The following is a 24,509-nucleotide window of genomic DNA, read 5'->3' on the forward strand; positions in this document are numbered from 1 at the left end:
ATAATCATTTTACAATGAAACGAATACTCGTATTTGCTTTGTTTTTAGCTACTTATGTTGGCTTTGCTCAAGGCCCAAAGGTATTAATCGTGACGGCTCACCCAGACGATGAAACGATGTTTCCTGCTACAATCTTTAAGATTACGCACGAAATGAAAGGCACGGCTGACTTAGCCTTGATTACCGATGCTTCGGGTGGCTATAATGGTTTGGTGGCTTCATCTTATTATGGTAAAAACCTGACTGATTCTGCTACGGGTCGCATCTATTTGCCTTTACTTCGTAAGAAAGAATTGTTTTGTTCGGGTGAGGTAATGGGTATTAGAAATTTCTTCTTTTTCGACCAAATTGATGATTTTTATCAACTCGACCCGCTACCGTTTTTAGCAGGGCAAAGGTGGGATATTGATTTTTGCGACAGAAAATTAGATAAGATTCTGAAAGACGGACAATATGATTATGTTTTTTGTCTGATTCCGAGTGCCGAACAACACGCTCATCATAAAACAGCTTCGATTTTAGCCTTACGGGCAGTTCAGCGAATGAGAGAGGGTAATCGTCCCGTGATTTTGGGTGGGCGTTCGCTCAACAAAAATTATACATACTCTTTTTCGCAATTAGAGGCTTATCCCGAAACTAAGATTTCATCAACTGCACCGGTTTTTTACTTCGACCGTTCGTTTGGTTTTGGCGAAAACAATCAGCACAGCTATATGATTGTGGCTGATTGGGTAAAAGCTTGCCATAAATCGCAGAGTGGAGATATGAATAACTCGATGCACAAAGGCGAACTCGAAACCTTTTGGTATTTCGACCTTAACGGAAACAATAAAGTAGAATCAACGAAAGCTTTCTTTGAAGATTTACGCAAGAGTGGTTTTCCAACTAAATAAGTTTTAAAATTCATCTATTCATACCTATCCTTTTTATCATGAAAAATCAACTTTCTCGTCGTGGTTTTATGACCATCGCACCAATGGCCACACTTGGCTTGGTATTGAGCAAACGCTCTACTAATTGGCTCGATAAACCTAATTCAAAATTCAATGGTGTACAGATTGGGGCTATTACGTATTCGTTCAGAAGTATGCCGCATGACATTGACCAATTATTGCAGTTTTGTATTGATTGTAATGTGAGTGCTATCGAAATGATGGGCGACCCTGCCGAAGATTTTGCAGGAAAACCTAAGAATCCGAATCCGTTTAGAATGGGGCCGCCACCACGCCAAACTGCTGGCCAACCACCACAACGCCCACAAATGACCGAAGAACAAAAGGCTCAGATGGCAGAATATAACAAAAGCGTTGCGGCATGGCGTGCAACTGCCTCGATGGATAAGTTTAAAGAAATCCGTAAGAAATTTAATGATGCGGGCGTAACAATTTATGCGTTTAAGCCCAATGCTTTTGGTGCAAATAACACAGATGCTGAAATTGAATATGGAATGAATGCCGCCAAAGCTTTGGGAGCAACTTCGGTAACGGTTGAACTTCCTACCGATTCGGCTCAAACCAAGCGTTTGGGAGATTTTGGCTCAAAACATAAGGTTTATGTGGGGTATCATGCTCACTTACAAGCAACCGATACACTTTGGGACGAAGCATTGAGCCAATCTCCATATAACTCGATGAACCTTGATTGTGGACACTACATTGCGGTAGGTGGAAAGAACACAAAAGAATCATTATTGGCACTAATCGAAGCCAAGCACGACCGTATTACGAGTATGCACATCAAAGACCGCACTGCCGATGGCAAAGGCAACTTAGAATGGGGCAAAGGCGACACACCACTCAGAGAGATTTTGACTTTGATGAAAACCAAGAAATATAAATTCCCTGCAACGGTTGAGTTAGAATACGAAATTCCAGAGGGTTCAAATGCCGTAAAAGAAGTTGCCAAATGTGTAGCTTATGCGAAGGGGTTGTTGGCTTGAAAAGCGTTAATTAAATTACGATATGTTAACAAAGACACTGAAAGTGTCAAACTTGAATAGCACTGATTGAAAATCGGTGTGGAATAATATATCGAAAAATACGAACCCTAAAAGGGTTCAACTTTTTTATGGTTCGTATTTTATACTTTTGTTATTATTACATAATTGAGAAGTGATTCAAAGTATTCAAGTGCTTTGATTTTTAAATTAGACTTTCATGAAATACTACTTGGTCACGCTTTTCTTGTTTCAAATTTCTAATGCTATTAGCCAAAACCTTGTTGATATACAAAAAAAGTTAGATAGTTTGGAAGCAGAAAAAAATAAAATCATTCGAAACTCATTTCCTCAAAAAATAGAAAAACTTCAAAATAAAAATGATAGTTTAAAAATGAAAAGACAAGAATTGTCTTCTTTGTTGGAAGAACTTAGCTGGCAAATTATTAACAATGAAAATGAAATTATTTCTTTAAAAAAGGGATTGCCTTATCCAACCTTTCAAAGTACCTCAATTACTTCACTTAGTCAGATGCCACTTAAATCTGCACCAGAACTAACGAGTGATATATTGTATTGGATTCCAGAAAATGCGGAGATATTAGTGCTTGATTATGTTAATAATGAGTGGATAAAAATCCAGCATGATGGAAAAATAGGGTATTTATTAGATACAAGTTTTGATAGATATCCTGACGTTAAAAAGCAAATTCTTAAAATAAAAGAACATCGAGAAAATATAAAAAGAGATTTCATAAAAGTTGATACAAATTCTTCTTCTGGAAGTTCATCAAATTCTAACAGCCATGTTATAAGAACTGGGCCCAAAGATGGGCACTACTATATTAACTCAAATGGTAATAAAACTTATATAAAAAAGAAGTAAAAATCACCTCAACCGATTCATCAAAACCAATACCGCAGTATCTTTTTTAGATTCGTTGATTGCTCCACGTTTTTTCCTATCAAAATTTCCGAGTACAATATCTTCATCGCCATCGGCATCGAGGTCGGCGGCATCCATCACGAGCCAATTTCCTGCATTTACTTCTTTGATTGAGGTTGCTGAGAAAGCAAACTTTCCCTTGTTTTCGAGGTACACAAAACCTTCTTTCGGCTGATTCATGAAGTCAGGGAAATAGGCAATCGTAGCAATGTCTAAATCTCCATCGTTATCAAAATCACGAGCGAGAGCCTTAAAACAACCATTGATTGGATAGAAAAAGGCTTGTTTGTAGTTATTTTTGCCGTCATTCAAATACCCATAAACTCCGTGATAAGGTTTGAGTACGGGCGTGGTATAATCGGCATTATCGCCGCTGGTATAGAGAATATCCTTGTGGCCATCTTTATTTAAATCTACTAATTCAAAAAACGAAGAACCATGAACTGGCGAAAATCTTAGAATTTCTTTGGTATCAAATTGAGTCATGCCTTCGGCATTTTTTCCTTTGTTCGTAAACAGAAAAATCCCTTCTTGTGCTTGAGCAAAAAGCACCCAAATATCGGGCAAACCATCTTTGTTTACATCATCAATATAAGCCTTTATTGCTCCTGGAAATGGCCTGATTATTTGCTCTTGAAATTTATTATTTCCCAAGTTTTTGTGCCATGTCAAAGACCCATTTTTATTGCCATAGCCACAGACAAGCTGGTCGATGAGTCCATCTTTATCCAAATCAACGGCAATGCTCTGTACGGGACGAGTGAGGTTTTCGAGAAGCATTCCTGTGTTTTTGAAATTGTTTTTCCCATCAAAATCAAAGCTATGTAGTGAGCCTTTGGCTAAATCGTTTGGGTTTAAAATGCCAATATTCGTAAAATATCCAGCTCGATTTCCTGCTTTTTGAAGCGTATTTCCAAAATCAATATCAACAATGGTTTCTTTTACTTTTTGAGCAAAAATGGTTGATGTTTTTTTATCAAAAATGCTCAACATCGAATCACTGGCAGCGTAGATTTGTTGGGTTGCACTATCAATTTTTATGTAAGTAAGCGATGGAAAGCGGCTTTGCGGAATAGCAATAGGTTTGACTGAAAATTTATCAGTAATACCCAAAATTGGTTCACGATTTTGTGCAGGAAGTTTCTCAGGAGCATTTGCTTCATAAAAAGCTACAATTTTGCTCCATTCTTCGGGCGTGATACTTGCTACACTCTCAAACTTCCCATCAGCACCTTTCTGAATATCTGGGTACGCTTCACCATTGACAATCTGTAAACCCAATTGTTGAGCCATTACTGGCAAGACATTATTTTTCCAAGTCGTTTTATCAAGTAAACTTGGTTCCGGGAAAAGGTGGCAAGAAGCACAATAAGTTTGAGCCAGTTTTTCGCCTTCTGATTGCTTATTGCAGCTTAGCGTGAATAATAAACCGATGAATGAAAAATAGCTTACTACCTTAAAAAACTTCATGCTCGTGGTTTTAACTTTTAAATTACTTCAAATTTAGTCTTTAACTTACTGATGTCCAAAATAAAAGGAAGCCTTCGCTCAAAGCGAAGGCTTCCTTAAAATATTTGAAGAATCTATTACAAATTCTTTTTCTTCAATTCTTTCACCGCAAAGTCAGCCGCACGAGCTGTGAGTGCCATGTATGTAAGTGAAGGATTTACGCAAGATGCTGATGTCATCGCCGAGCCATCAGTTACGAAAACGTTTTTCGCTCCCCAAACTTGGTTGTTGCCATTCAAGACCGAAGTCTTAGGGTCACGTCCCATACGGGCTGTTCCCATTTCGTGAATTGCCATACCCAAATATGAGCCACGGTCATATCCTTTTACGTTTTTCACACCTGATTTTTCGAGCATTTCGATAGCGTCGTTTTGCATATCGATACGCATTTTTTTCTCATTTTCTTTCAGTTCGGCATCAAAAACTGGTAACGGAAGTCCCCACTTATCTTTTTCGGTTGGGTGTAAATATACACGGTTTTCAAAATAAGGAAGGGTTTCGCCGAAACCACCGAAGCCCATCGTCCAGTTACCTGGTTTTGTTAATTCTTCTTTGAAATCTGCTCCGAAACTTAGTTCGGCTACGTTGCGTTGCCATCCTTGGCGGCTACCACCACCTTGATAACCAAAACCACGTAAGTAATCACGTTTGTCGTTGCCGATATTGCGATAACGAGGCACGTAAATACCATTGGCACGGCGTCCGTAGTAGTATTTATCTAAGTCTCCTTCCCACTCGCCCGATGCACCTGTGCGGAAGTGGTGGTCCATCAGATTATGTCCTAATTGACCCGAATCATTACCAAATCCATTCGGGAAACGGTCTGATTTCGAGTTGAGCATTAAGGTTGTAGAACCTAATGTACTTCCACAAACGAATATGATTTTTGCATAAAACTCACGTACATCAAGTGTTTGTGTATCAATGATACGCACACCTGTAGCTTTTTGAGTTTTAGCATCGAATAAAATTTCTTTGGCAACCGAATCTGGACGGAGCGTTAGGCGACCAGTTTTGGCGGCAGGAGGCAATGTACAAGATTGTGTACTGAAATATGCACCAAACGGACAACCCAAGGCACATTTATTACGGTATTGACAAGCTGCACGACCAACGCCCAACTGTTCTTTACGAGCTTCCGATAAGTTGGCTACACGCCCAATGGTCATCGTGCGACCTGGGAAGTTTTTCTCAAGGCGTTTACGAACTTCTTTTTCAACACAGTACATTTCCATCGGTGGTAAAAACTCACTATCAGGCAATTGAGGTAAACCGAGTTTTTCGCCCGAAATACCAACAAATTTCTCAACGTAAGAATACCACGGAGCAATATCTTTATAGCGAATCGGCCAGTCAACTGCAATTCCATCTTTTAAGTTTGCTTCAAAATCAATATCGCTCAAGCGATATGATTGACGCCCCCACATGATTGATTTTCCACCAACGATATTCGGTCTGAACCAGTCGAAACGTTTATCTTCTTTGTATAAAGCATCCGAATCATTCATCCAGTACTTTTCGCTCATTTCGTTGTATGGATAATCACGAGCTAATTTCGGGTGACTTTCTTTTTGAGCAACAGTTAAACGTCCGTTGTATTGCGACTCCCACGGAGCTTTCATGGCGTTTTCGTAGCCTGTTACGTGTTCGAGTTGGCGGCCTTTTTCGAGCATCAATACTCGCATTCCTTTTTCGGTTAATTCCTTTGCTGCCCAACCTCCCGAGATACCCGAGCCGATTACGATGGCATCGTAAGTTTGGTCTTTTATTAAATCTATATTTAAGTTTGCCATTGTTTAATGCTAATTAGAGTTTTTTTATTTAAGTCTAAGAATTGAGACAAAAGACATGAGATTTATTGAGTATATTAAACTCTTTTGTCTCTTGTCTGTAATCTAATTTCTCAATTATAATGCCCAAGCTTTCTGACCTGGTTTGAGTGGAATACAAGCTTCGAATTTACCTGGAATTGGTAAATATTCTAAAGCTTGCGTTGCTCCGATTTCTGAAGTGAAATAGCCAGTCACGGTTAAGCCTTTCATCGTCAAGAAGAAAGCTTTATTATCAACCGTACTTTGTTTAACCATTTCGTTTTTCTGAGCAACATCAAGTGCCGCAAACCCTTTGCCGAACTTCGCTTGGCTATCGGCATCAAGTTTTGCTAAACCAGCATAAAATTTCTCTTGCTCTGGTTTTTCGTAACAATCACGCATAACACGTACAATAAACTTCTCAACACCTGCGGCTTTTGCTCCTGGAGTACCAGTTGTTGGAATAATAATATCGGCTACTTCGGCCAATAAAGCTGATTGGTCGGCTGTTACAGCAACACTTTCGCCAGTGTTGAGAACCTTTCCCATAGCACCTGCCATTAATGGTGCAGAAAGTACACCCCCGAGTAGGAGAGTGGCTCTTTGTATGGCTTCTCTACGATTCATATATATAAGTTTTGATTGAGTAAATGTTGTAATATTTAAATGTTTTGTTTCAAAAAATGTTTGAATAAGGTGAAGTTTTTTGTGCTTTTATTTCATCAATGCTGGTTGATGTTATCGATGAAAACTTTCTCCGACAAACTTCAGTACTTCGGGCAAAGCGGTACGCCAGTATGACCAAGTATGGCCGCCATCACGCACCCTAAATTCGTGCGGAATCTTCTTGTCAATCATCATGGCATGAAGTGCCATATTTCCTTTTATCAGGAAATCGTCGTCACCACAATCAATGTAGAATTTTACTTTTTTCAAATCATCTGCATTGGCTGTTTCTACGATTTTTATAGGAGCATTTTTGTAATAATGGTCGGTTAGACGTTCTTTCCCTTTTAAGTCTTTTCCATACAAATCACCAAAGACCGAGTTCCATCGTGCATTGTCCATCGTGCCAGTTGCAATTTCATCATCAGTCCAAACGGCAGCACTTAGTGGAGCGGCTGCTACAAACATATCGGGGTGTTTGGTTGCGTAAAGGAGCGTTCCGAGTCCGCCCATCGAAAGGCCAGCTACGGCTCTAAACTCTTTCTTTGCACGAATTCTGTAATTTGATTCGATGTAAGGAATAAATTCTTTGATGAAAAAATCTTCAAATTTTGTTTTGCCATCGAAGGTATTCATATACCACGTTACGCCAGCATCGGGCATTACGATAATCATCGGTGGAGCTTCACCACTATTGATGGTACGGTCGGCAATTTCGGGAGTTTGACCAAATTGAGTCCAGCCTGTTTCGTCGTCGGTGTAGCCGTGAAGTAGGTAAAGAACTGGATATTGACGGTTTGTTTTGTCGTAGTCGGCAGGGAGATAAATGCTGTATTCAACATCTTTGCCGAGAGTACTGCTTTTAATTTTTAGGCTTTCTTTGATAGTTCCTTGTTGGGCGTAAGTAGCGAACGAGCCTATCATTAATAATAGCCAAAGTAAACGTTTCATTGTGTCGTAGTATAAGGTTGAATAAAAGTCAAATATAGTAGATTTCTTGTCAGATTTTATAAATAAAATGAGAATAAATCTACTATATTTTAAATTATTTAGATAACCACAATAGACACAATGGGTTTCACAATAGACACAAAGCCATGACGATATAAATCTTGTGTCTATTTCGGACCGCCGATGCGGAGCCTCTATCGTGCCTATTGTGGTTAAAAAACTTTTAACTCAAAGTTTTTCTTGCTTCACGGTCAGGGTCATTTTTTACGATACATTCATCATTGAGAATCATGGTCTCGCCATTGGTAGAAGTATATTTTGGCCAATTTGGCAAACCCCCACCGTTTGGATTTCCTGTTCTGGCAAAATTCACAAAAGATTTTGCCATTTTTTCTGAAAGTCTTCTTGGCCTTGCTCCTCCGCCCGTGTGCGTAAGCATGAGGTCGGTGTTATAAAACCAAAAGCAAATATCATCGCAGTGGAAAGCTCGCATACGACCATCGAAAAGGGGAGGCTGAAAACCAAACCATGCCAAATAAACAGGAGCTTTTTGTTTGGCTTTTGCGTCAGCTGCAGCAATGGCACCTTTACGATTACTCATTATCATCGACCAAATTTCTACTGGTTTTTTATCGGGGAAAACCTTGGCGTAACTATCTACAATTTCGCCAGTTTTTTCGCCAAAACGAGATTTGAGCTTTTCCTTCACATCATTGAGTGCAATGTTTTCGAGTGCAGAATCAACTCTACTTGGCGATTGCTCATTGAATGTTGTACAGATAATCATTGGTACATCAGCCGAAAAATGCGAGTTGCTTGCATAAAATGTGCCTTCGTCTAAGAAACGCCCATCGGCAACGGGTGCAAAACCACCACGAGTAAGATTCATGCGTTTGGCTTCATCGGCCATTTTAGCCGTAGCACGGTTGGCAATATCAATATATTCTCTCCACGGAATTTGCTGTAACTTACCTATTTCATTCGGTTCTAAACCTGCTTCTTTCAACACCATTTCACCCAGTTTTTCAGAATATTCTTTTGATAAACCGTTGAGCGATGAACCACTAAGAGCCACTGCTTTGTGGAATAAACCCTTGGCTGATGGCATGGCAGTAAGTGAACAAACTTTTGCACCACCACCTGATTGACCGATGATGGTTACATTACCAGCATCGCCACCGAAATTAACAATATTATCACGAACCCACTCTAAAGCCGCTACAATATCAAGCATACCTACATTGCCCGAAGCCGCTAATTTATCACCACCTGCTTTGGCTAAGTTTGTAAAACCTAATGCTCCTAAACGATGGTTGAGCGAACAAAAGACCACATCACCAAATCGGCTAAGGTTTTCGCCATGATACCCATCTTGTTCGATTCCATTGCCGTTTACAAATCCGCCACCATGTAGCCAAACAATTACGGGACGTTTTTTCGAGTCGAGGGCGGGAGTCCAGACGTTGATTCTCAAACAATCTTCACTTACATCATCATAATTCCAGTGGTCAACAAACGAAGCATATTCGTTAGCGTAGCGTTTTTCCATGATTTGTGGAGCAGAATTTCCCCACCAAACTGCTGGTTTTATATCTGTCCAAGAAGCTGGTTTTTTGGGAGGCATAAAACGGTTTTCGCCCGAAGTATCAGCCCCGTAAGGAATTCCCAAAAATGTATGGATTCCTCGCAAAATATAACCTCTTACTTTGCCATATTGTGTGTTGGCAACTGCAATATTATCACCAACAAAAAGCACTTGTTCGTCTTCTTTTTCTTTAGGTTTAAAACCCTTAGCCTCAGAAGTAAGCGTAGAACCAAGTCCAAGTCCAGCCGTACTTAAACCTAATTTTTGAATGAAATTTCGGCGATTTGATTTCATTTTGATAATTTTTATAGGGTGAATAGATGGTTTTTACTCCACGGTCGATGGTCAACAGTCCACAGTATGGGATACATTAGTTTCTTCCTATGGACTATTGACTATCTACCGTGGACTTATCTTAAGCTACAATTTTCTTCAAATTATTGAAGCTGGTTGTAAGGTTATCTACTGGTGATGGAGCTCCGTCTTGTTCGACAAAGAAATGTTTTACACCCGCAGTTTTGGCAGCTGCAAAAATTGGCTTAAAGTCGATGTAACCTGTGCCAACTTCCACTGGTTTTTGGGTTTCTTTGTTTAAATCTTTTACGTGGAAAAGTGGGAAACGACCAGGGTGTTTTTGGAATAATTCTGGGATATTTACACCTGCTTTGGTTGCCCAAGCAAGGTCAAGCTCAAATTTGAGTAAATCAGGGCTTATTTGTGAGGCCATCATATCAAATGGACGTTGTCCTTCAATCGTTTCAAACTCGGCCGTGTGATTATGAAAAACAAAAGTTAGACCTGCTTTTTTTGCAGCTTCACCTGCTTTTTGAAGGATTTCGAGCGAAAGTTTTATCTCCTCCATTTTATTGACAGGAATACTGGCACAAACTAAATATTTTGCTCCACCTTCGGCAACTTCATCAACAATTTCTTGCGTATTATTCAGTAAGTTTTTCATAGGAGGCATGGCTGGGCGAGTAGGTGCTGGAGCAGCTCCGTCGGCGGCAGGACGTGGAGCTGGACGGTTAAATGGAGCTCCACTTACGTGGTGGGCTTGCCACGACATTCCTAAATCAGATACCAGTTTGGCAAATTCTTTGGGTTTCATGCCATAAAAACCACCTTTCATACTAAATGCTGATTCGATTTCTTTATAGCCGATTCCTGCAATTTGTTTTAAAGTTCCTTCCACATCCTTGTCAATAACCGACATCGTTGTAAAGAGTTGAACACCAAAGTTTTTTACTTTTTTAGGGTCAATAAAAGCATCGGCCAAGTTTGGTAACATCAAACCACCGAGTGCCAAAGCACCTGTATTTTTAAGAAAGTCTCTTCTGTTTTGCATTGTAGTTAGTAATTATTGAATATGAATATCTGATTTGTTTCATTAAAGCTTTGAGCCTACTACTTTGTGTATATTACTCCCGATGCTTTCATTTTTTCAGCTTCTTGACTTGGAAGTTTCCAGTTATTATCGAATCTTCCGCCCGAAATAATATTTGAATTATTGCCTTTGAAAAGCACAAAATCTTGGAATCTACCTAAGGCATTCATGGCTGCGGGAGACCCTTGACGAGTTGGAGCTCCGTTGGTCATTTCTGGAACCGTCCACCACGGTAAACCCGAATTAACCAAAACGTAATGGTTGCCTACTGGGAAGGTGTATGACAAACCATAATCAGTAGCCGAAGCATTGAGATGGATAGGGAGTTTATTAGCAAATTTTTCGATTAGGGTATTGGTTTCTTTAGTACCAAATAAAATCAAATTCGATGATTCGATGTCGCTTGGGCGAATCTCTTTATCGCTTAATGTTCTTGGAAAAACCATCACTCTACCTAAGAAATCTCCACGATAAACTGACCATTCTGCAGCTTTTTGTGCATCGGCACGGCGTTTGGCCAATTCATCTGCCGAAGGATTTCCTGCTGTTCCGTAAACATAAATATGGCGGTCGGCAATAGCTTCTGTCATCGGGCCTTCTGCACCTACTTTTTTAGAGATTTCGGCTGGCGAATAGTTGCCTTCAGCCCAACTTCCTGTGTTTTTTGAAAAAGTAAGGCTGCTGCTATTTTGAGCCGTAATGGCTTTACCATCTATGATAACTTCTACTGGACTTCCCTTTTTGTATTTTGGGTGGTTTTCAAGATTTAGCGTGAATGTGTTTAGCTCCGAAGTTGCGATTTCGATACGATTTTTATCAGTGAATTTCGCATCAATTGAAGCGGTTTTTCCTACCGTAAATTCATTAAAAGTTACCCAATAAGCTTTATTATGCTTATACTGGCTTGCTGCAAAACGAACTCTTTCGGGGTAAGGATTTCGCTTGAATTTAGAGAACCACTCAAATATAAATTCATCTTTATAGGCATTTTCCCAGCTATTATGTTGCACACCTGGATACTCGGTATATTCTACTTGAGTGCCTACCTCTTTAAAACGCTGTACCCATTTGCGAGTTGAATCAACTTTTACGGCAGGGTCTTTATCCCCTTGAAAGAAATACATAGGAAAATTAAGTGCATTTGGCACTAATTCGAGTGTACCAGCGGGTGGGGCAGGGCAAACGGGTGCGATAGCTGCCCATATATCAGGGTGACTTAGGCCAATCCACATCGTTCCGCCGCCGCCCATCGAAAGGCCAGTCAGATAAGTGCGATTTTCATCAATCGAAAAACGTTTTTTAGCATCAGCTATCATATCCATCACGTCTTTTTCGACGACTCCTTGATAACCCATAGTTCCACGAGCAAACGATGAAATGACAATATAGTTTACGTCTTTCCACTCCGGGAAATAGCGACTTGCTTCTACATCAGACTCACCTTCGGCATTGCTTTTTCCAAAAACTCTACGCAAAGAAAGACGGTGATTTGAACCCGCACCGTGCAGCATTACTACTAAAGGATATTTCTTCTTAGGGTTGTAATTTTTCGGAATATAAAGCCCATAAGGTTGTTCGGTGTCATCTACATCCGAATGAAAAGTAAGCACTTGTGGGCCTGCGGGTAATTTTTGAGCCAACGACGAAAGGAGTGTCGCAGAACTAAGAAGTAGCGTTAAGCCAATTTTCTTGATAGTATTCATAGTTTTGAGGTTAAAGAGTCTTAGCTTGTAAGAATAATGACTACGAAAAAAACAACTGTCATTTTATTCGTAGCCATTCGTGTAAGGATAGGGAAGAAGGGTTTATTTTTGTCGTAATCTCTTCAAAAATTGAGAATTGGGTTTTTACACCCAATTCTCGGTACTGTACTTATCTTAGGGTTTATTATTCGCTGGCTTTAAACTCAATTGCCGAAACTGCCATTACGATTTGCGTATCTTTTGCTTTATCATTTCTGAAAACCAGATACACATCATGTTGGCCAGCATTTTGAGGAACGTTTATTTTGAGTTTGCTATTCATATTTGGGCGTGCTGGTGGGGCAGCAGGAGGCGTTCCTGCGGCAGGTGTACCAGTAGTGGCTGCTGGTTGAGCAGGTGGCGGTCCCATACGCATTTCTCTTGGTTCAATTTTATCACTTGTGCCAATCAAAGTACCAGTTGGAGAATCAAGACGAAGCTCAATCACACCACCTGATGCACCTACACGAGTTTGTGCCTGAGCAGTAATTTCGATTTCGTTGATACCCGTTAAATCTACATTATTATAACCCAAATAAGATTTATCACCTACCATCGAGAACGAACGATTAGGAGTAATGACTAACTGAGTACCTTTCGATTTATCGGCCAATTCTGGGTTTAAAGTTGGGTTTTTCAACACAACTACATCTTCGGTAGCTAACGATTTCATTACTTTTGTGCCTTTGTCTTTGTAAGCCGCACGCAAAATGTATGTGCCGTTAGATTTCTGACCATCAGGTATTTTTGTTGCATAACTACCTTGCGTTGGCATTGATTTGGCAGTTTTTGGCTCGTTGATATTCAAAATATAATCAACCATAATGTTGGCTTCAGCCATCGAAATTTGTGGGTGAGCTGCCATTACGTGGTCGCCCCAAACACCGCCACCACCATTGATGATTTTCTTAGAAAGATACTCAACTGCTTTGCTATCACCTTTGTATTTGTTGGCTACATCTTTTAGGCTTGGGCCAACTGATTTTACATCAACAATATGACAAGATTTACAGTCGCTTTTAGCCATCAGACGTTCACCCATTGAAGCAAATGCTACGGCATCAACGCCACGGTGATTTTGCGATGCCTCGATTTTATCATAACCAATTGGCATATAATCAATACTCACGGCTACTTGCTCAGGTTTGATTTTTCCGTTTGTCAAGCTACCATCTTCTTTATCTGCAACCGTTACTTCGTAGTCGATTGGTTTATTCGGGAAATAGAAAGTTTTGTTGCCTTTTTTGATATTGAAAGCCACCGCTGGCGGTTCGTTTCCAACTTTTATTTCGAGTGACTCGCTGTTTTCTTCACCTTTTCCGTCTTTTACGGTCAAGGTTACATCATAAGTACCTGGCTTATCGAGTAGCACGCTTGCGTTTTCGGTTTTGAAAACCTTTTTGCCAGCTTTGCTTTTCACTTCCCACAAATACGTTAGTTTATCGCCATCTGGGTCGTTTGTACCAGCCGATGAAAGGTTCACTTTTAAAGGTGCCGAACCTGTCAAGTTATCGGCTTTGGCCACTACTTTTGGCATACGATTTCCGCCGTTGTATTCTACTTTTACGAGGCGAGCGTTATCGTTTCCTCTAAACCAAGCTGAGCCGTATTCTAATACGTAAAGGTCGCCATCTGGTGCAAAATCCATATCGATTGCACTACCAAAGTCGGTGCTTGGCATGAAGCGTTCCATTGATTTATAGTCGCCGTTTTCATCCATCGTTACCGACATAATCCAACCACGCATAAATTCAACAATCAACCATTTCCCTTCGTAATAATCAGGGAAAACACGTTTTCCGTTAGGAAAATCAGATTTATGGAAAACTGGGCCTCCAGTAGCACTACGGCCTGAGCTTCCAACCAACGGAAATTCTTCAGAAATGCCATAAGGATACCAAATAAATGCTTTTTGTGCTGGAGGAAGTTGTTTCAGACCAGTATTGTTTGGCGAATCGTTGATTGGCTTGGCTGGGTCATAAGTAGAATTCGGACGAGGTTTTCCTGTTTCAAAATCCCAGTCGGCATAAGCTTTGTTATCGCCGATAAAATACGGCCAGCCAAAGTTTGAGGCTTTGCGAGCTTGATTAAATTCATCGTATCCACGTGGGCCTTGCTCTGAGTCAACTGAAGCATCTGGGCCAACTTCTCCCCAGTATAAATAACCAGTTTTGCTATCAATCGTTGGTCTCCACGGATTGCGGTGTCCCATTGTGTAGATTTCTTTTTTTACTAAACCATCACCATTATTTGGCAAAGTTTCGTAAAGATTTCCTTTTGGAATGCTATAAGTAGCATCAGCTTCGGGCTTGATTCTCAAGATTTTACCCGTCAAACTATTTGTATTTCCTGCACCACGTTGGTCGTCCCAATATTCCCAACCTTTTCTTTCGTCAAGGTTTGCGTAGCCCGGCGTTCCGCTGTTTGACGTATTATTTCCAACTGTCAAATAAAGATTTCCTGCTTTATCGAAAACCATTCCACCACCTGTGTGGCAACATTCTTCACGTTGGGTTGGTACATTCAAAATCACTTTTTTCGAGCTTGCCACTAATTCTTCACCACGCAATTCCCAACGAGCCAATACGTGCTGGTTTACGTCAGGGTCAGCATAATACATATAAATCCAGTGGTTTTGCTCAAAATTTGGGTCATGAATCAAACCCATCAAACCTTCTTCTGCTTCACGTTTTACTCCTTTGGCATTTGTATATTTTGTATTTACTGGAATCGTTGCCAGGGTCTTGATTTCGCCAGTTTCGGGGCTGTATTGTTTTAATGCACCTTTGCGTTCAACGAACAAAACTCGGCCGTCTTTTAACAAAGTCATTTCCATTGGCTCGTCGAGTTTTTCGCCCAAAACTATTTTCGTAAAGCGATTTTCGTCGGGTGCTTTTTGAGCCATTACATCGAAGCTGCTTATGGCGGTGATTGCCGCAAATATGCACGGTAAGACTTTTCTGATTTGTTTCATTTTTTTGTAATAAGGAAAATTATGATTCATGTGTTCGGAGTAAATGATTGTAGGTTTTTAATAAACAAAAATGCAAATAAGATTTTTTTGAAAAAGGATTAATCGGCACATTCTTTAAAGTACTCGACAAATAGGCTTTTTTAAAGGATTTATTGGACTTTTGGTTAATTAGAAAAGAATTCGATTATTGTCACATTTTGATACAATGATAGAGGGTTTCTTTGATTATTACAAATAATTCTTTATTTTTGTATAAACCTAAACTCTGATGACCGAAAATACTGACCTAAAAGAATATTGGGAGAATAAACCACGCCTTTTGCCAAACGTTTCGATTGATTGTGTAATATTTGGCTTTCACGACAATCAACTTAAAATCTTACTTCTGAAATATAAAAACACCGAATATTATGCTTTGCCGGGTGGGTTTATAAATTTAGAAGAGGATTTATCGGATGCTGCTTTGCGAGTTTTGGAGGAACGTACGGGCTTGAGAGATATTTATTTGGAGCAGTTTCATGTGTTTGGAAAAACTGACCGACGCTATGACGAAACACATCGCCAGATAATGGCGGGTAATGGCATTACGATGAAGCCGAATCATTTTTTAATGAATCGTTTTATTTCGATTGGTTATTATGCTTTGATTGATTTGTCGAAAGCGGCCCCAAAACCCGATGGACTATCGGATACCTGCGACTGGTATGATTTATATAAAATTCCTTCGTTGATTTTCGACCATAACGAAATCTTACAAAAGGCCCTCGAAACTCTTCGTTTGGCTTTAGATGAAAAATTGGTTGGCTTTAATCTTCTGCCCGAAACCTTTACGATAAACGAAATACAAAAACTTTATGAAACAGTTTTGAACGAAAAACTTGTTCGCTCGAATTTCCAGCGAAAAATTTTGAGTTTGGGTATTTTGGAAAGAATCGAAAAGAAAATGACAGGTGCTGCCAATAAAGCACCGTATTTGTATAAATTTATTGGAGAATAAAGGGATTTTCGACGGGATAGTTCGTGCGATTACGCATTTTTTATCTTAAAATATCATCATTATCATAAAAACCTGCGTTCTATTTCTTGAATTTTAAAATGATTTAAGACTTATTTATTTCTAAATTATCATCCGATTCAACGATTTTAGTTTCATTGTTTAGTATTTCCCATCGGTAAGAACAGACCTTGCTACTGCCACATTTTGGGCAAGTCCAGAGCCAATTATTATCGCTGGCAATTTCGATGTCTGTTTGTCTGATTAGTTTTTCGACGGCTGTTTTTTTATTGCTTACATCTTCTGATGATATGAGTTTGTTGGTGTCGAGTATTTCTGCTAATCTATTGTCTTTCAGGCGATTAACGAATATTTGAGGCGAGATACTTGCACATACAAAACGCTCAATATCAATGGCGTTAATGCGGGCTGCTCCGCAATCTTGGCACCGCCAACCGCTTATTTGGGTAGAAGTAGTATTGATTCGAGTAAGAATATTTTCTAAGGTATCGCCATTGGCCAAACCATAAGCCAAACTTTGCAACATTCCGAATACACGCCCTTGCCACAAACCTGCCAAATCTTGATTGCCTATCACTACGTCATTAAACGAACCCATGCCTCCGTACGCTCTTAGGTGATGCTCGGTGCTTTTGGTTTCTTCCCAGTTTTCTATGTCTTCGGTCATCCAATTTGCCCAAAAGTCATATTGGTTTTCGAGTAAGATTGCCCGTAAAAGCTCTAATGATAGTTTATAATAATCGGTCATTGGTTTTATTTGTTTGTTACGATTACAATCGTGCCATTTGCTCCTCTCGCTCCGAAGGCCGCACTATTGCCATATTTTACTGCACCCAGTGATTTTATATCACGAACATTCAAATTATTTAAGATGTTCATCACGGTACTTTCATCATCAATAAAATTACCGTCAAATAAAAGTGCTGGTGTAATAGAGCCACCACCCCCACCTAAGTTGGTATTTGTACTGCGGAAATGTATTTGGTATTGCCCTTGAACGTTGATAACCATAAGCCCTGGAATACGACGAAGTAAATCAAAAACTGTTAGATTTTGGTCGCTTTCGCTTATTTTTACCGTAATATCATTTGATACAATTTGTGGAATCGTACGTTCTTCCGTTATTTCGGCAACCTCTTTCTTGTTGAAATTTGTCCCTTGAATCTTCACTTCACTTTTGATGCTATCGACTTCAAAACCTTTGAAAGCAATTTTTGAGGTGTTGCTTTCAAGTGGTGGAAGTGTGTCAAATGTTTGCGTTTGTGGGGCATAATCATCGGGCAATAAATTTGCCATTCCTTCTGCTCCCCAATAACCTTTTATCAGAATACCGTTAGGTTTGCTTAACCAGCCATTTTCGGTAAAAGCAGCATAAATACGAACTAAATCTATGATTGAGTAGGGGTGTGGATAATCGGCAAAAATGCGAATCGGAACGTAGCGGTTAGTAGAAAAAACCATTATCGGAAAGTCTGATTGCAGAATATATTGACCATTTTCGGCATCATACTTACATATTTCTTCGGGTGTGCATTCGGCCAATGCTCCATAAGATATTTCGCTGGCTACGCTTGTTCGACCGTAATACATCGTTTTCGGACGGAGGATTTTGAAAATTGCAAAGCCATTTTCTTTGAGTTTTCGCTGTGCAAGTGAGACCAAAAAATTTCGGAAAGAATCATTGTAGGCTTTTTCTCTATTTTTTGCCCATTTTTTTGATTGTTCTGCCGAAACCGAGTCAAGATTCGTGAAAAACTTGAAACCTGCAAGATAGGTTTGCTCGCCATCGGTTTCAAATTTCTCCATCTGAAAAGCTATTTTCAATCCAAACGCATCGTTTTGAATCATAATGGGTTCGTCTGCTGTGGCAATAAGTTTTTTCTTATTGTTATAATCCAGCTTAATTACTTCGGGATTTAAGATTTTACAGTCTTTAAAAAAATTAGATTCTCCCAGTAATCCCCGACTGAAAAGCTTCCATTTTCTCCGCCATTCTCTATCGTGTTGAGCTATAACTTTTACTTCGTTGAGTTCGACACCATTTTGCAGGACGATTGTTAAATTATGTTGCGTTGAGATTCCTTTGATAATAGTCGTGCGATACCTTTCATAACTTATAAATGAGGCAATTAAATCAGCTTTTTGAATATTATTGGGAATTTTAATGGTATAATTTCCATTAACATCGGTAGTTGTGCCGATACGAGTGTTATTGATAAAAACATTGGCAAACGGAATGGGCGTTTGATTTCGTTCGACCACTTTTCCGCTAATTTGCCAATAGTTATTTTGCGAAAATGAGGTATCGAACGAAAGGATAAAAACAAAAAACCATATTAGTTTTTTCATTTTGGGGTGTTCAGTAAATGCCCGATATAATGCTAAATTACATCAGGCAGAATTTTATTTAATAATACGTTTCGCACCTTTGGTATTAATAATCTCGACGTTCTGAATATCTGAGCTAATTGTCAGATTATGAGCAGATTGTGATAAAAACGATGAACCAAATCCGATTTCTTCTCGACGAGTTTTTCCGTTTTTGAGTTTAATCAAAGCGGTTGTTTCGTTGGATTGTAGTGGAATCGTTTTTACAGGAAAATGATAATCGAATACCTTTATTATATTTTTGTTTTGTGATGTGAGCGTGCGTAACTGCCCTTGTGGACTCATTACTTTTACGAGTGCTTTGGCATCGCCCGTTACACAAAATCCACTTTTTTCGAGCGAAATTGGCTCAAAATTGCCGTTTCCTTTGCCTTTTAGCAATAAACCATTGAACGCATCATTACGCCCCGTACCCAGTTCTATGCCGAAATCATTACCCGCTAAAAGTACATCAAGGTTGCCATCTTGGTCGAAATCTTGGGCTATCATGCCGAAAATCGGTGCAAATTGAGCTTCAAGTGGCAACTCTTTTATCTCGAAATTACCATTTCCTTTGTTTTCTATGTAGCTGCTTCTGAGCCAGTTAGCTTTTAGCACAAGTGCATCTTTGAGTTCTTCGGGTTTCAGAATTTCCTTAATCGTAGCTTGCGAAAACTTCGCATAGTTTTGAAAACGTTGACGAGTTTGAATAAACTGTTTTGCCAAATCATCACGGGTATTATACGGAAACTCTTGGAGTTTATCTTGTTGGTCTTTGAAATAAACCGTCGGAATGGCATCGAAGAACCCATCATTATTGAAGTCTTTGGCGTATATGCTGAATGGATGCTCGTCGGAAGCTCGCATGAGCGTATTGATTCCCATATTGCCAGCAATGTAGTCGATGTCGCCATCATTATCAAAATCACCCGAGGTGATGCTATTCCACCAACCGATTTTATTGACAAGAGACTTATTCGGTGTCTGAGCGAAGCCGAAGACTCCTTGATTATTTTTTAAGAACGTTATCGGCATAAATTCTCCTGCCATTACTAAGTCTTGCCAACCATCATTGTCAAAATCCGACCAGGTGATGTCGCAAATCAAACCGATGTTTTTGAGTTGTGGAGCAACTTGAGTCGTTACGTCAACAAACTTCCCTTTATCGTTTCTCAAAATATAGCTACTTACAGCTTTAGGATAAGCCGAAGGCTCGACACGTCCACCCACAAAAAGGTCTAAATCTCCATCGTGGTCATAGTCAGTGGCTTTTACACATGAGCCACTTTTTAAGAATTTCGGTAGAGCATCGGCAGCTAATTGGAAATGCCCTTTGCCGTCATTCAAGTAAAATTGGTCTTGTAATGAAGGAGAATTTACTTGAAACTCCGAGCTTCCACTCACAATATAAAGGTCTAAATCTCCATCACCATCGGCATCGAAGAGTAGTGTACCCATATCTTCCGTGATTTTTTCTTTTCCATCTTTACCCGAAAGTAAATCCTGAACCGAAAACTTTCCATCTTTGCTTTGAATTAAAAATTTACCTTTATGATTGTTTGAGCCGCCCACAAAAACATCTTCTGTGCCATCGCCGTTTACATCACCAACTGCCAAAGCAGGCCCAAACTGAGATAATTTATGCGGAATTAGCTTCTGCACATTGAAGTCGATGTAGTCTTCTTCTTCGTGTTTATAGTCTATTTTTAGTTGGTCGGTAATATCATTAAATAGCAAATTTGCCTTAGCCAACTGTACTTCGGGGAGGGGAGGAGTAGCATTCTTCTCGTCAAGCGTAATTACTTGATTAGCATTGATATTATCAAGTGTTTGGGTGTAGCCATTGCCCCAAGTTACTTTTAGTTGTGCTATTTGTTTGTGTTTACCTAATCCAAAATGAGCAATTGGCTCGACGGTTGAGAGGTATCCACGATAAAGCGAGTGTTCATAGATTTGTTTTTCACCTTTACCATATTTGATTTCTACCAATGCTCCAATTCCCGCAATATTACTTTTGTTTCCTTTAAATTTTACCCTCAAATAATTGCTTTCTTGAGGTCGGAGTTGCACTAAATTATTCTGATAAACCGATGCCGAATCGTTGATATTATTGACCACATAGTCGAGGTCGCCGTCGTTATCGAGGTCGGCATACGCTGCCCCGTTCGATGAAGTTGGTTGTGTAATTCCCCAATTATCAGTCACATCATCAAAGCCTAAATGCCCGTTGTTATGATACGCAAAGTTTTTGAGTTTAACCGAAGGAATATAGTCTAAAAGGTACATCGGTGAAGCGAAATTACCGACTGACGAACGATAAGCGATAAAATCTAAATCAGTAATATCACGAGGAAAACCATTGGTGATAATAATATCTCGGTAACCATCATTATCAAAATCAGTGACCATCGGTGTCCAGCTCCAATCGGTTTGAGCTACTCCAGCCGCAAAGCCAATTTCACTAAATACCATTTGCCCCTTTACTGGATTTTTACCTTGATTTACCTGCAATGTATTGCGAGCAAACTGATAGATATAATCGAAACGGTCGTTGTTTTGGTAAGTGATATAACTATTGGCAGGAGTCATCATTTTCTTGCGATAGTTGGTGGCAGGCATCATATCAAGTGCAATGATGTCCATTAGTCCATCGTTGTTTATGTCGGCCACATCATTACCCATTGCCGAGTAGGAGGTATGCTTAAAATAATCTTTTGCTTGCTCAGTAAAAGTACCGTTTTTATTATTGATATAGAGAAGGTCGTTGGTCAAGAAATCGTTGGTCACATAAATGTCTTTCCAACCATCTTGGTTGATGTCCGTAATGTTGATGCCCAGCCCGAAAGCGTCATCAAAAATACCTGCTTCTTTTGAAACATCTTCAAAATGAACTACACCTTTTTCGAGGGTATTTTTATATAGTCTATCCGATTTCTTTGAGAAAATAATTTTACCTTTTTCGTTATATTTATTCGGAAAACGGCTGTCTTCCATTTGGTTTACTACTAAATAAAGGTCTAAATCGCCGTCGTTATCGTAATCAAAAAATGCAGCCGTTGTTGTGTGAGTAGTGTCGGCAATGCCATATTCTTGAGCCATTTCTTTGAAAGTAGGCACGCCTTCTTTATCAATGCCTTGATTGACATAAAGTAAATTGGCTCTTTGTGAAGCACTTTTTTTGACGGTTGCTGCGATGTAAATATCCAACAAATTATCATTGTTGATATCAATCAATGATACTCCACTGCACCATTTACCTTCTCCATTGACTTTAGCTTTGTCGGTTACATCAACAAATTTCAAAGCACTACTCGAATCAGCAGTTTTATTGAGGTAGAGTTTATTACTTACCTGATTTCCTGTGAAGTAAATATCGGTTTTGTTGTCATTATTGAAATCGCCCATTGCAACACCTCCGCCATTGTAGATGTACTCGAAACTCACGATGTTCATGGTATCATTTTCTGTAATTCGATTAGAAAAATGAATACCCGTATCTTCGGCCGAAAGAGAGGTAAATAATGAATCGTTTTTCTTACTACATGAGGCAAAAAAAACAATACCTGTAATGAGAAATGAACAACACAAAAACAGCGAAAATCGAAAAAAAACTTTCATGGGTTGAATAAACGTAATTATAAAAAAATAGAGATGGCAAAAGTTGCCATCTCTTTAAGATTTATCTGATAGTTTAACTTAATCACAAAATCAAATGGCTAAATCAAAGATAGTCGAAATATCCAAAACAATAAAGCGACTATCTAAAAAAGCCCTTTTTCTACTCATTAATTATAAGCAGCATCTTGTACTAAGGTAGCTCTTCCATCTTTCTCCGACCTGTCGATTGCTTCTTGAGGAATCGGGAAGAATTCGTTTTTACCTTTTACAAATCTTGCACCTTTTTTGTACACACGTTTGGTAGCTTCTACATCGTTGTATTTGTTCAACACATCAGCCGAAATACCCCATCTTTGTAAGTCAAAGAAACGGTGGCCTTCCATACCAAATTCGAGACGAGTTTCAAAACGAACGGCTTTTCGAGCCACTGTTTTATCAGTCCATGGAGCAGTATAGTTCTTGATTACATAGTTAGCCGCAGGCTCTGGATTACCTTTTGAATCGAAGACCAATGTATAGGCATCACGGGTTGAACCTTGAATGGCTTTTTGTACAAAGCCAGCAGGATTTGCCGCACGAGTTCTGATTTGATTGACGAGCGTACGTGCTTTATCTAAGCTTCCAATTTCAACTTCACATTCGGCCAACCACAATAAAATCATGCTGTATCGCATAATACGGTAGTTGTTGCTTGTCAAGTTACCCCAACCATTGATACCAGTAAAGGCTTTTGATGGAATGTGCTTTTTCGGAGAATAAGGCCCTGCGTAAGTTTGGTCACGAATGAAGTCAACGTTATGGATTTTGTAGTCGATAAACAAAATACCACGACGGCCAACTGTATGGTCGAGACGAGGGTCTAAGTTTCCTACATAAGGCGTGAATGGGTCTTCTAATTTTAAACCTTGGTCATTTTTTACATCTGAATCGTTGAATGTATCAAGCAAAGGCAAGCCATTAGCATCGGTTTTGAAAGCATTTACCAAGTTTTGTGATGGTTGGTAGAAACCACAACATCCCCACGGTGAAGCATAAGGGTGAGCCAAGCCAACACCAGCGTTGGCAGCGTCGCCCGAAGCACTCGATGAAGCATACTGAATCTCGAAAATTGATTCTTGGTTATTACGAGTTGAAGCATCGTGATTATCTCTGAAACTTTCAACTAATTTGAATTTACCGCTATTAACGATTTCTTCTAATAATGCTTTAGCAGCAGTCAATTTTGCAGTATTTGCTGCACCAGTTGCCACATCAAAGCCTTGATACATCATAGCTTTTGCTTGGAAAGCCTTAGCAGCCCATTTTGTAGGCCGACCCACTTGTGCTTGTTTATCAGGCAAAACCGAAGCCGCATCAGCAAAATCTTTTTCGATTTTTGCCCAAGCAGTAGGGTCAACTGGCACTTTTGTACTTTCCAAATCATTCAAATTAAATGTAGCATCATCAATATAAGGAATATTTTTCCACATTTTCTTTGCTTCAAAATGAAACAATGCACGCAAGAATTTCGCTTCAGCGAGTACTTGTGCTTTTCTTTCAGCACTGATGTCTTTTACTTCTTTCAATGTATTAATTGCGTCATTTGCACGGGCAACACCTTTGAAAAGACCTCTCCATTTGTTTTTGATGTGGCCATTGGTTGCTTGAAAATCCCATTTTTCGAGGAATGACTCTTCTGGTTGGTCACCCGCATCAGTACCTTTATAGGCATCATCAGAAGTAAGACCACCAAAAACCCAGTTTTGAATATCATTCTCCCACGGAGCTTGGCCATCTAAACCTTGGCCGTCGAGCATGGCATAGGCACCCAACAAAACGCCTTCTACACCTTTGGCTGTTTTTAGTGCCGTTGGGCTATACTGTGCCTGCGGGTCACGAGTCAGGAAGTTGTCGCTACACGCAACTGCCAGACTAAAGACGATGCCAGTAACAAGTGATACTTTAAGAAAATTATTATTTTTCATATCTTGAATTAGATTTAAATTTTTGTCTCGATTTTTAAGTA

At 39.5% G+C, this 24,509-nt stretch carries 16 protein-coding genes; 4 read left to right on the forward strand and 12 right to left on the reverse strand.

The features are described from left to right. The first annotated feature begins 14 nt into the window (after window positions 1-14). From IEX65_RS09820 to IEX65_RS09830, 3 genes are all read left to right on the forward strand, one after another. Window positions 15-893 (forward strand): PIG-L family deacetylase, encoded by an 879-nt coding sequence (locus tag IEX65_RS09820; protein ID WP_188765870.1) that lies wholly within the window; start codon window positions 15-17, stop codon window positions 891-893. A 38-nt stretch (window positions 894-931) separates the two neighbouring features. Further along, window positions 932-1,939: a sugar phosphate isomerase/epimerase family protein gene (locus IEX65_RS09825; RefSeq protein ID WP_188765871.1), complete on the forward strand. Its 1,008-nt coding sequence runs from the start codon at window positions 932-934 to the stop codon at window positions 1,937-1,939. A 217-nt stretch (window positions 1,940-2,156) separates the two neighbouring features. Then, window positions 2,157-2,822 (forward strand): SH3 domain-containing protein, encoded by a 666-nt coding sequence (locus IEX65_RS09830; protein WP_188765872.1) that lies wholly within the window; start codon window positions 2,157-2,159, stop codon window positions 2,820-2,822. A gap of 3 nt (window positions 2,823-2,825) precedes the next feature. Here IEX65_RS09830 and IEX65_RS09835 read toward each other — a convergent pair whose 3' ends face one another. The 8 genes from IEX65_RS09835 to IEX65_RS09870 all read right to left on the reverse strand — a co-directional run bounded on the left by IEX65_RS09835 (window position 2,826) and on the right by IEX65_RS09870 (window position 15,504). Further along, window positions 2,826-4,352: an FG-GAP repeat domain-containing protein gene (locus tag IEX65_RS09835; protein ID WP_188765873.1), complete on the reverse strand. Its 1,527-nt coding sequence runs from the start codon at window positions 4,350-4,352 to the stop codon at window positions 2,826-2,828. 116 nt (window positions 4,353-4,468) lie between these two features. Then, window positions 4,469-6,184, reverse strand: a complete 1,716-nt coding sequence (locus tag IEX65_RS09840) for a GMC oxidoreductase (protein ID WP_188765874.1) — start codon at window positions 6,182-6,184, stop codon at window positions 4,469-4,471. Window positions 6,185-6,298: 114 nt separating this feature from the next. After that, a complete protein-coding gene (locus IEX65_RS09845) occupies window positions 6,299-6,829 on the reverse strand; it encodes a gluconate 2-dehydrogenase subunit 3 family protein (RefSeq protein ID WP_188765875.1) in 531 nt (176 codons plus the stop codon). Window positions 6,830-6,940: 111 nt separating this feature from the next. Continuing rightward, the gene (locus IEX65_RS09850; RefSeq protein WP_188765876.1) at window positions 6,941-7,819 is read right to left on the reverse strand and encodes an alpha/beta hydrolase; all 879 of its coding nucleotides are present in this window, start codon (window positions 7,817-7,819) and stop codon (window positions 6,941-6,943) included. A gap of 223 nt (window positions 7,820-8,042) precedes the next feature. After that, window positions 8,043-9,698, reverse strand: a complete 1,656-nt coding sequence (locus IEX65_RS09855) for a carboxylesterase/lipase family protein (protein WP_188765877.1) — start codon at window positions 9,696-9,698, stop codon at window positions 8,043-8,045. 121 nt (window positions 9,699-9,819) lie between these two features. Next, entirely contained in the window at window positions 9,820-10,749 is a 930-nt protein-coding gene (locus IEX65_RS09860) for a sugar phosphate isomerase/epimerase family protein (RefSeq protein ID WP_188765878.1), read from the reverse strand. Between the two features lie 59 nt (window positions 10,750-10,808). Next, entirely contained in the window at window positions 10,809-12,491 is a 1,683-nt protein-coding gene (locus IEX65_RS09865; RefSeq protein WP_188765879.1) for a carboxylesterase family protein, read from the reverse strand. A 184-nt stretch (window positions 12,492-12,675) separates the two neighbouring features. Further along, on the reverse strand, window positions 12,676-15,504 hold the full coding sequence (locus IEX65_RS09870; RefSeq protein ID WP_229250600.1) for a PQQ-dependent sugar dehydrogenase: 2,829 nt from the start codon (window positions 15,502-15,504) through the stop codon (window positions 12,676-12,678). Between the two features lie 268 nt (window positions 15,505-15,772). On the opposite strand from IEX65_RS09870, the gene IEX65_RS09875 reads away from it, so the two are divergent. Further along, window positions 15,773-16,501: an NUDIX hydrolase gene (locus IEX65_RS09875; protein ID WP_188765881.1), complete on the forward strand. Its 729-nt coding sequence runs from the start codon at window positions 15,773-15,775 to the stop codon at window positions 16,499-16,501. A gap of 103 nt (window positions 16,502-16,604) precedes the next feature. On the opposite strand, the gene IEX65_RS09880 is transcribed toward IEX65_RS09875, so the two are convergent. The 4 genes from IEX65_RS09880 to IEX65_RS09895 form a co-directional block, all read right to left on the reverse strand. After that, the gene (locus IEX65_RS09880) at window positions 16,605-17,267 is read right to left on the reverse strand and encodes a DUF6966 domain-containing protein (protein WP_188765882.1); all 663 of its coding nucleotides are present in this window, start codon (window positions 17,265-17,267) and stop codon (window positions 16,605-16,607) included. 5 nt (window positions 17,268-17,272) lie between these two features. Next, on the reverse strand, window positions 17,273-18,868 hold the full coding sequence (locus tag IEX65_RS09885) for a TonB-dependent receptor (RefSeq protein WP_188765883.1): 1,596 nt from the start codon (window positions 18,866-18,868) through the stop codon (window positions 17,273-17,275). A gap of 54 nt (window positions 18,869-18,922) precedes the next feature. Continuing rightward, on the reverse strand, window positions 18,923-22,504 hold the full coding sequence (locus tag IEX65_RS09890; protein ID WP_188765884.1) for a CRTAC1 family protein: 3,582 nt from the start codon (window positions 22,502-22,504) through the stop codon (window positions 18,923-18,925). Window positions 22,505-22,671: 167 nt separating this feature from the next. After that, complete coding sequence (locus IEX65_RS09895; RefSeq protein ID WP_188765885.1) at window positions 22,672-24,468, reverse strand: RagB/SusD family nutrient uptake outer membrane protein; 1,797 nt, start codon at window positions 24,466-24,468, stop codon at window positions 22,672-22,674. Between the last annotated feature and the right edge of the window lie 41 nt (window positions 24,469-24,509).

It is taken from the genome of Emticicia aquatilis (genome assembly GCF_014644295.1).
Taxonomy (GTDB): Bacteria; Bacteroidota; Bacteroidia; order Cytophagales; family Spirosomataceae; genus Emticicia; species Emticicia aquatilis.

Bases quoted from the DNA above. Each gene is read 5' to 3' on its own strand.
- IEX65_RS09835 (WP_188765873.1), bottom strand. From the start codon at position 4,352: ATGAAGTTTTTTAAGGTAGTAAGCTATTTTTCATTCATCGGTTTATTA.
- IEX65_RS09855 (WP_188765877.1), bottom strand. From the start codon at position 9,698: ATGAAATCAAATCGCCGAAATTTCATTCAAAAATTAGGTTTAAGTACG.
- IEX65_RS09860 (WP_188765878.1), bottom strand. From the start codon at position 10,749: ATGCAAAACAGAAGAGACTTTCTTAAAAATACAGGTGCTTTGGCACTC.
- IEX65_RS09830 (WP_188765872.1), top strand. From the start codon at position 2,157: ATGAAATACTACTTGGTCACGCTTTTCTTGTTTCAAATTTCTAATGCT.
- IEX65_RS09865 (WP_188765879.1), bottom strand. From the start codon at position 12,491: ATGAATACTATCAAGAAAATTGGCTTAACGCTACTTCTTAGTTCTGCG.
- IEX65_RS09895 (WP_188765885.1), bottom strand. From the start codon at position 24,468: ATGAAAAATAATAATTTTCTTAAAGTATCACTTGTTACTGGCATCGTC.
- IEX65_RS09870 (WP_229250600.1), bottom strand. From the start codon at position 15,504: ATGAAACAAATCAGAAAAGTCTTACCGTGCATATTTGCGGCAATCACC.
- IEX65_RS09825 (WP_188765871.1), top strand. From the start codon at position 932: ATGAAAAATCAACTTTCTCGTCGTGGTTTTATGACCATCGCACCAATG.
- IEX65_RS09880 (WP_188765882.1), bottom strand. From the start codon at position 17,267: ATGACCGATTATTATAAACTATCATTAGAGCTTTTACGGGCAATCTTA.
- IEX65_RS09820 (WP_188765870.1), top strand. From the start codon at position 15: ATGAAACGAATACTCGTATTTGCTTTGTTTTTAGCTACTTATGTTGGC.
- IEX65_RS09845 (WP_188765875.1), bottom strand. From the start codon at position 6,829: ATGAATCGTAGAGAAGCCATACAAAGAGCCACTCTCCTACTCGGGGGT.
- IEX65_RS09875 (WP_188765881.1), top strand. From the start codon at position 15,773: ATGACCGAAAATACTGACCTAAAAGAATATTGGGAGAATAAACCACGC.
- IEX65_RS09890 (WP_188765884.1), bottom strand. From the start codon at position 22,504: ATGAAAGTTTTTTTTCGATTTTCGCTGTTTTTGTGTTGTTCATTTCTC.
- IEX65_RS09850 (WP_188765876.1), bottom strand. From the start codon at position 7,819: ATGAAACGTTTACTTTGGCTATTATTAATGATAGGCTCGTTCGCTACT.
- IEX65_RS09885 (WP_188765883.1), bottom strand. From the start codon at position 18,868: ATGAAAAAACTAATATGGTTTTTTGTTTTTATCCTTTCGTTCGATACC.
- IEX65_RS09840 (WP_188765874.1), bottom strand. From the start codon at position 6,184: ATGGCAAACTTAAATATAGATTTAATAAAAGACCAAACTTACGATGCC.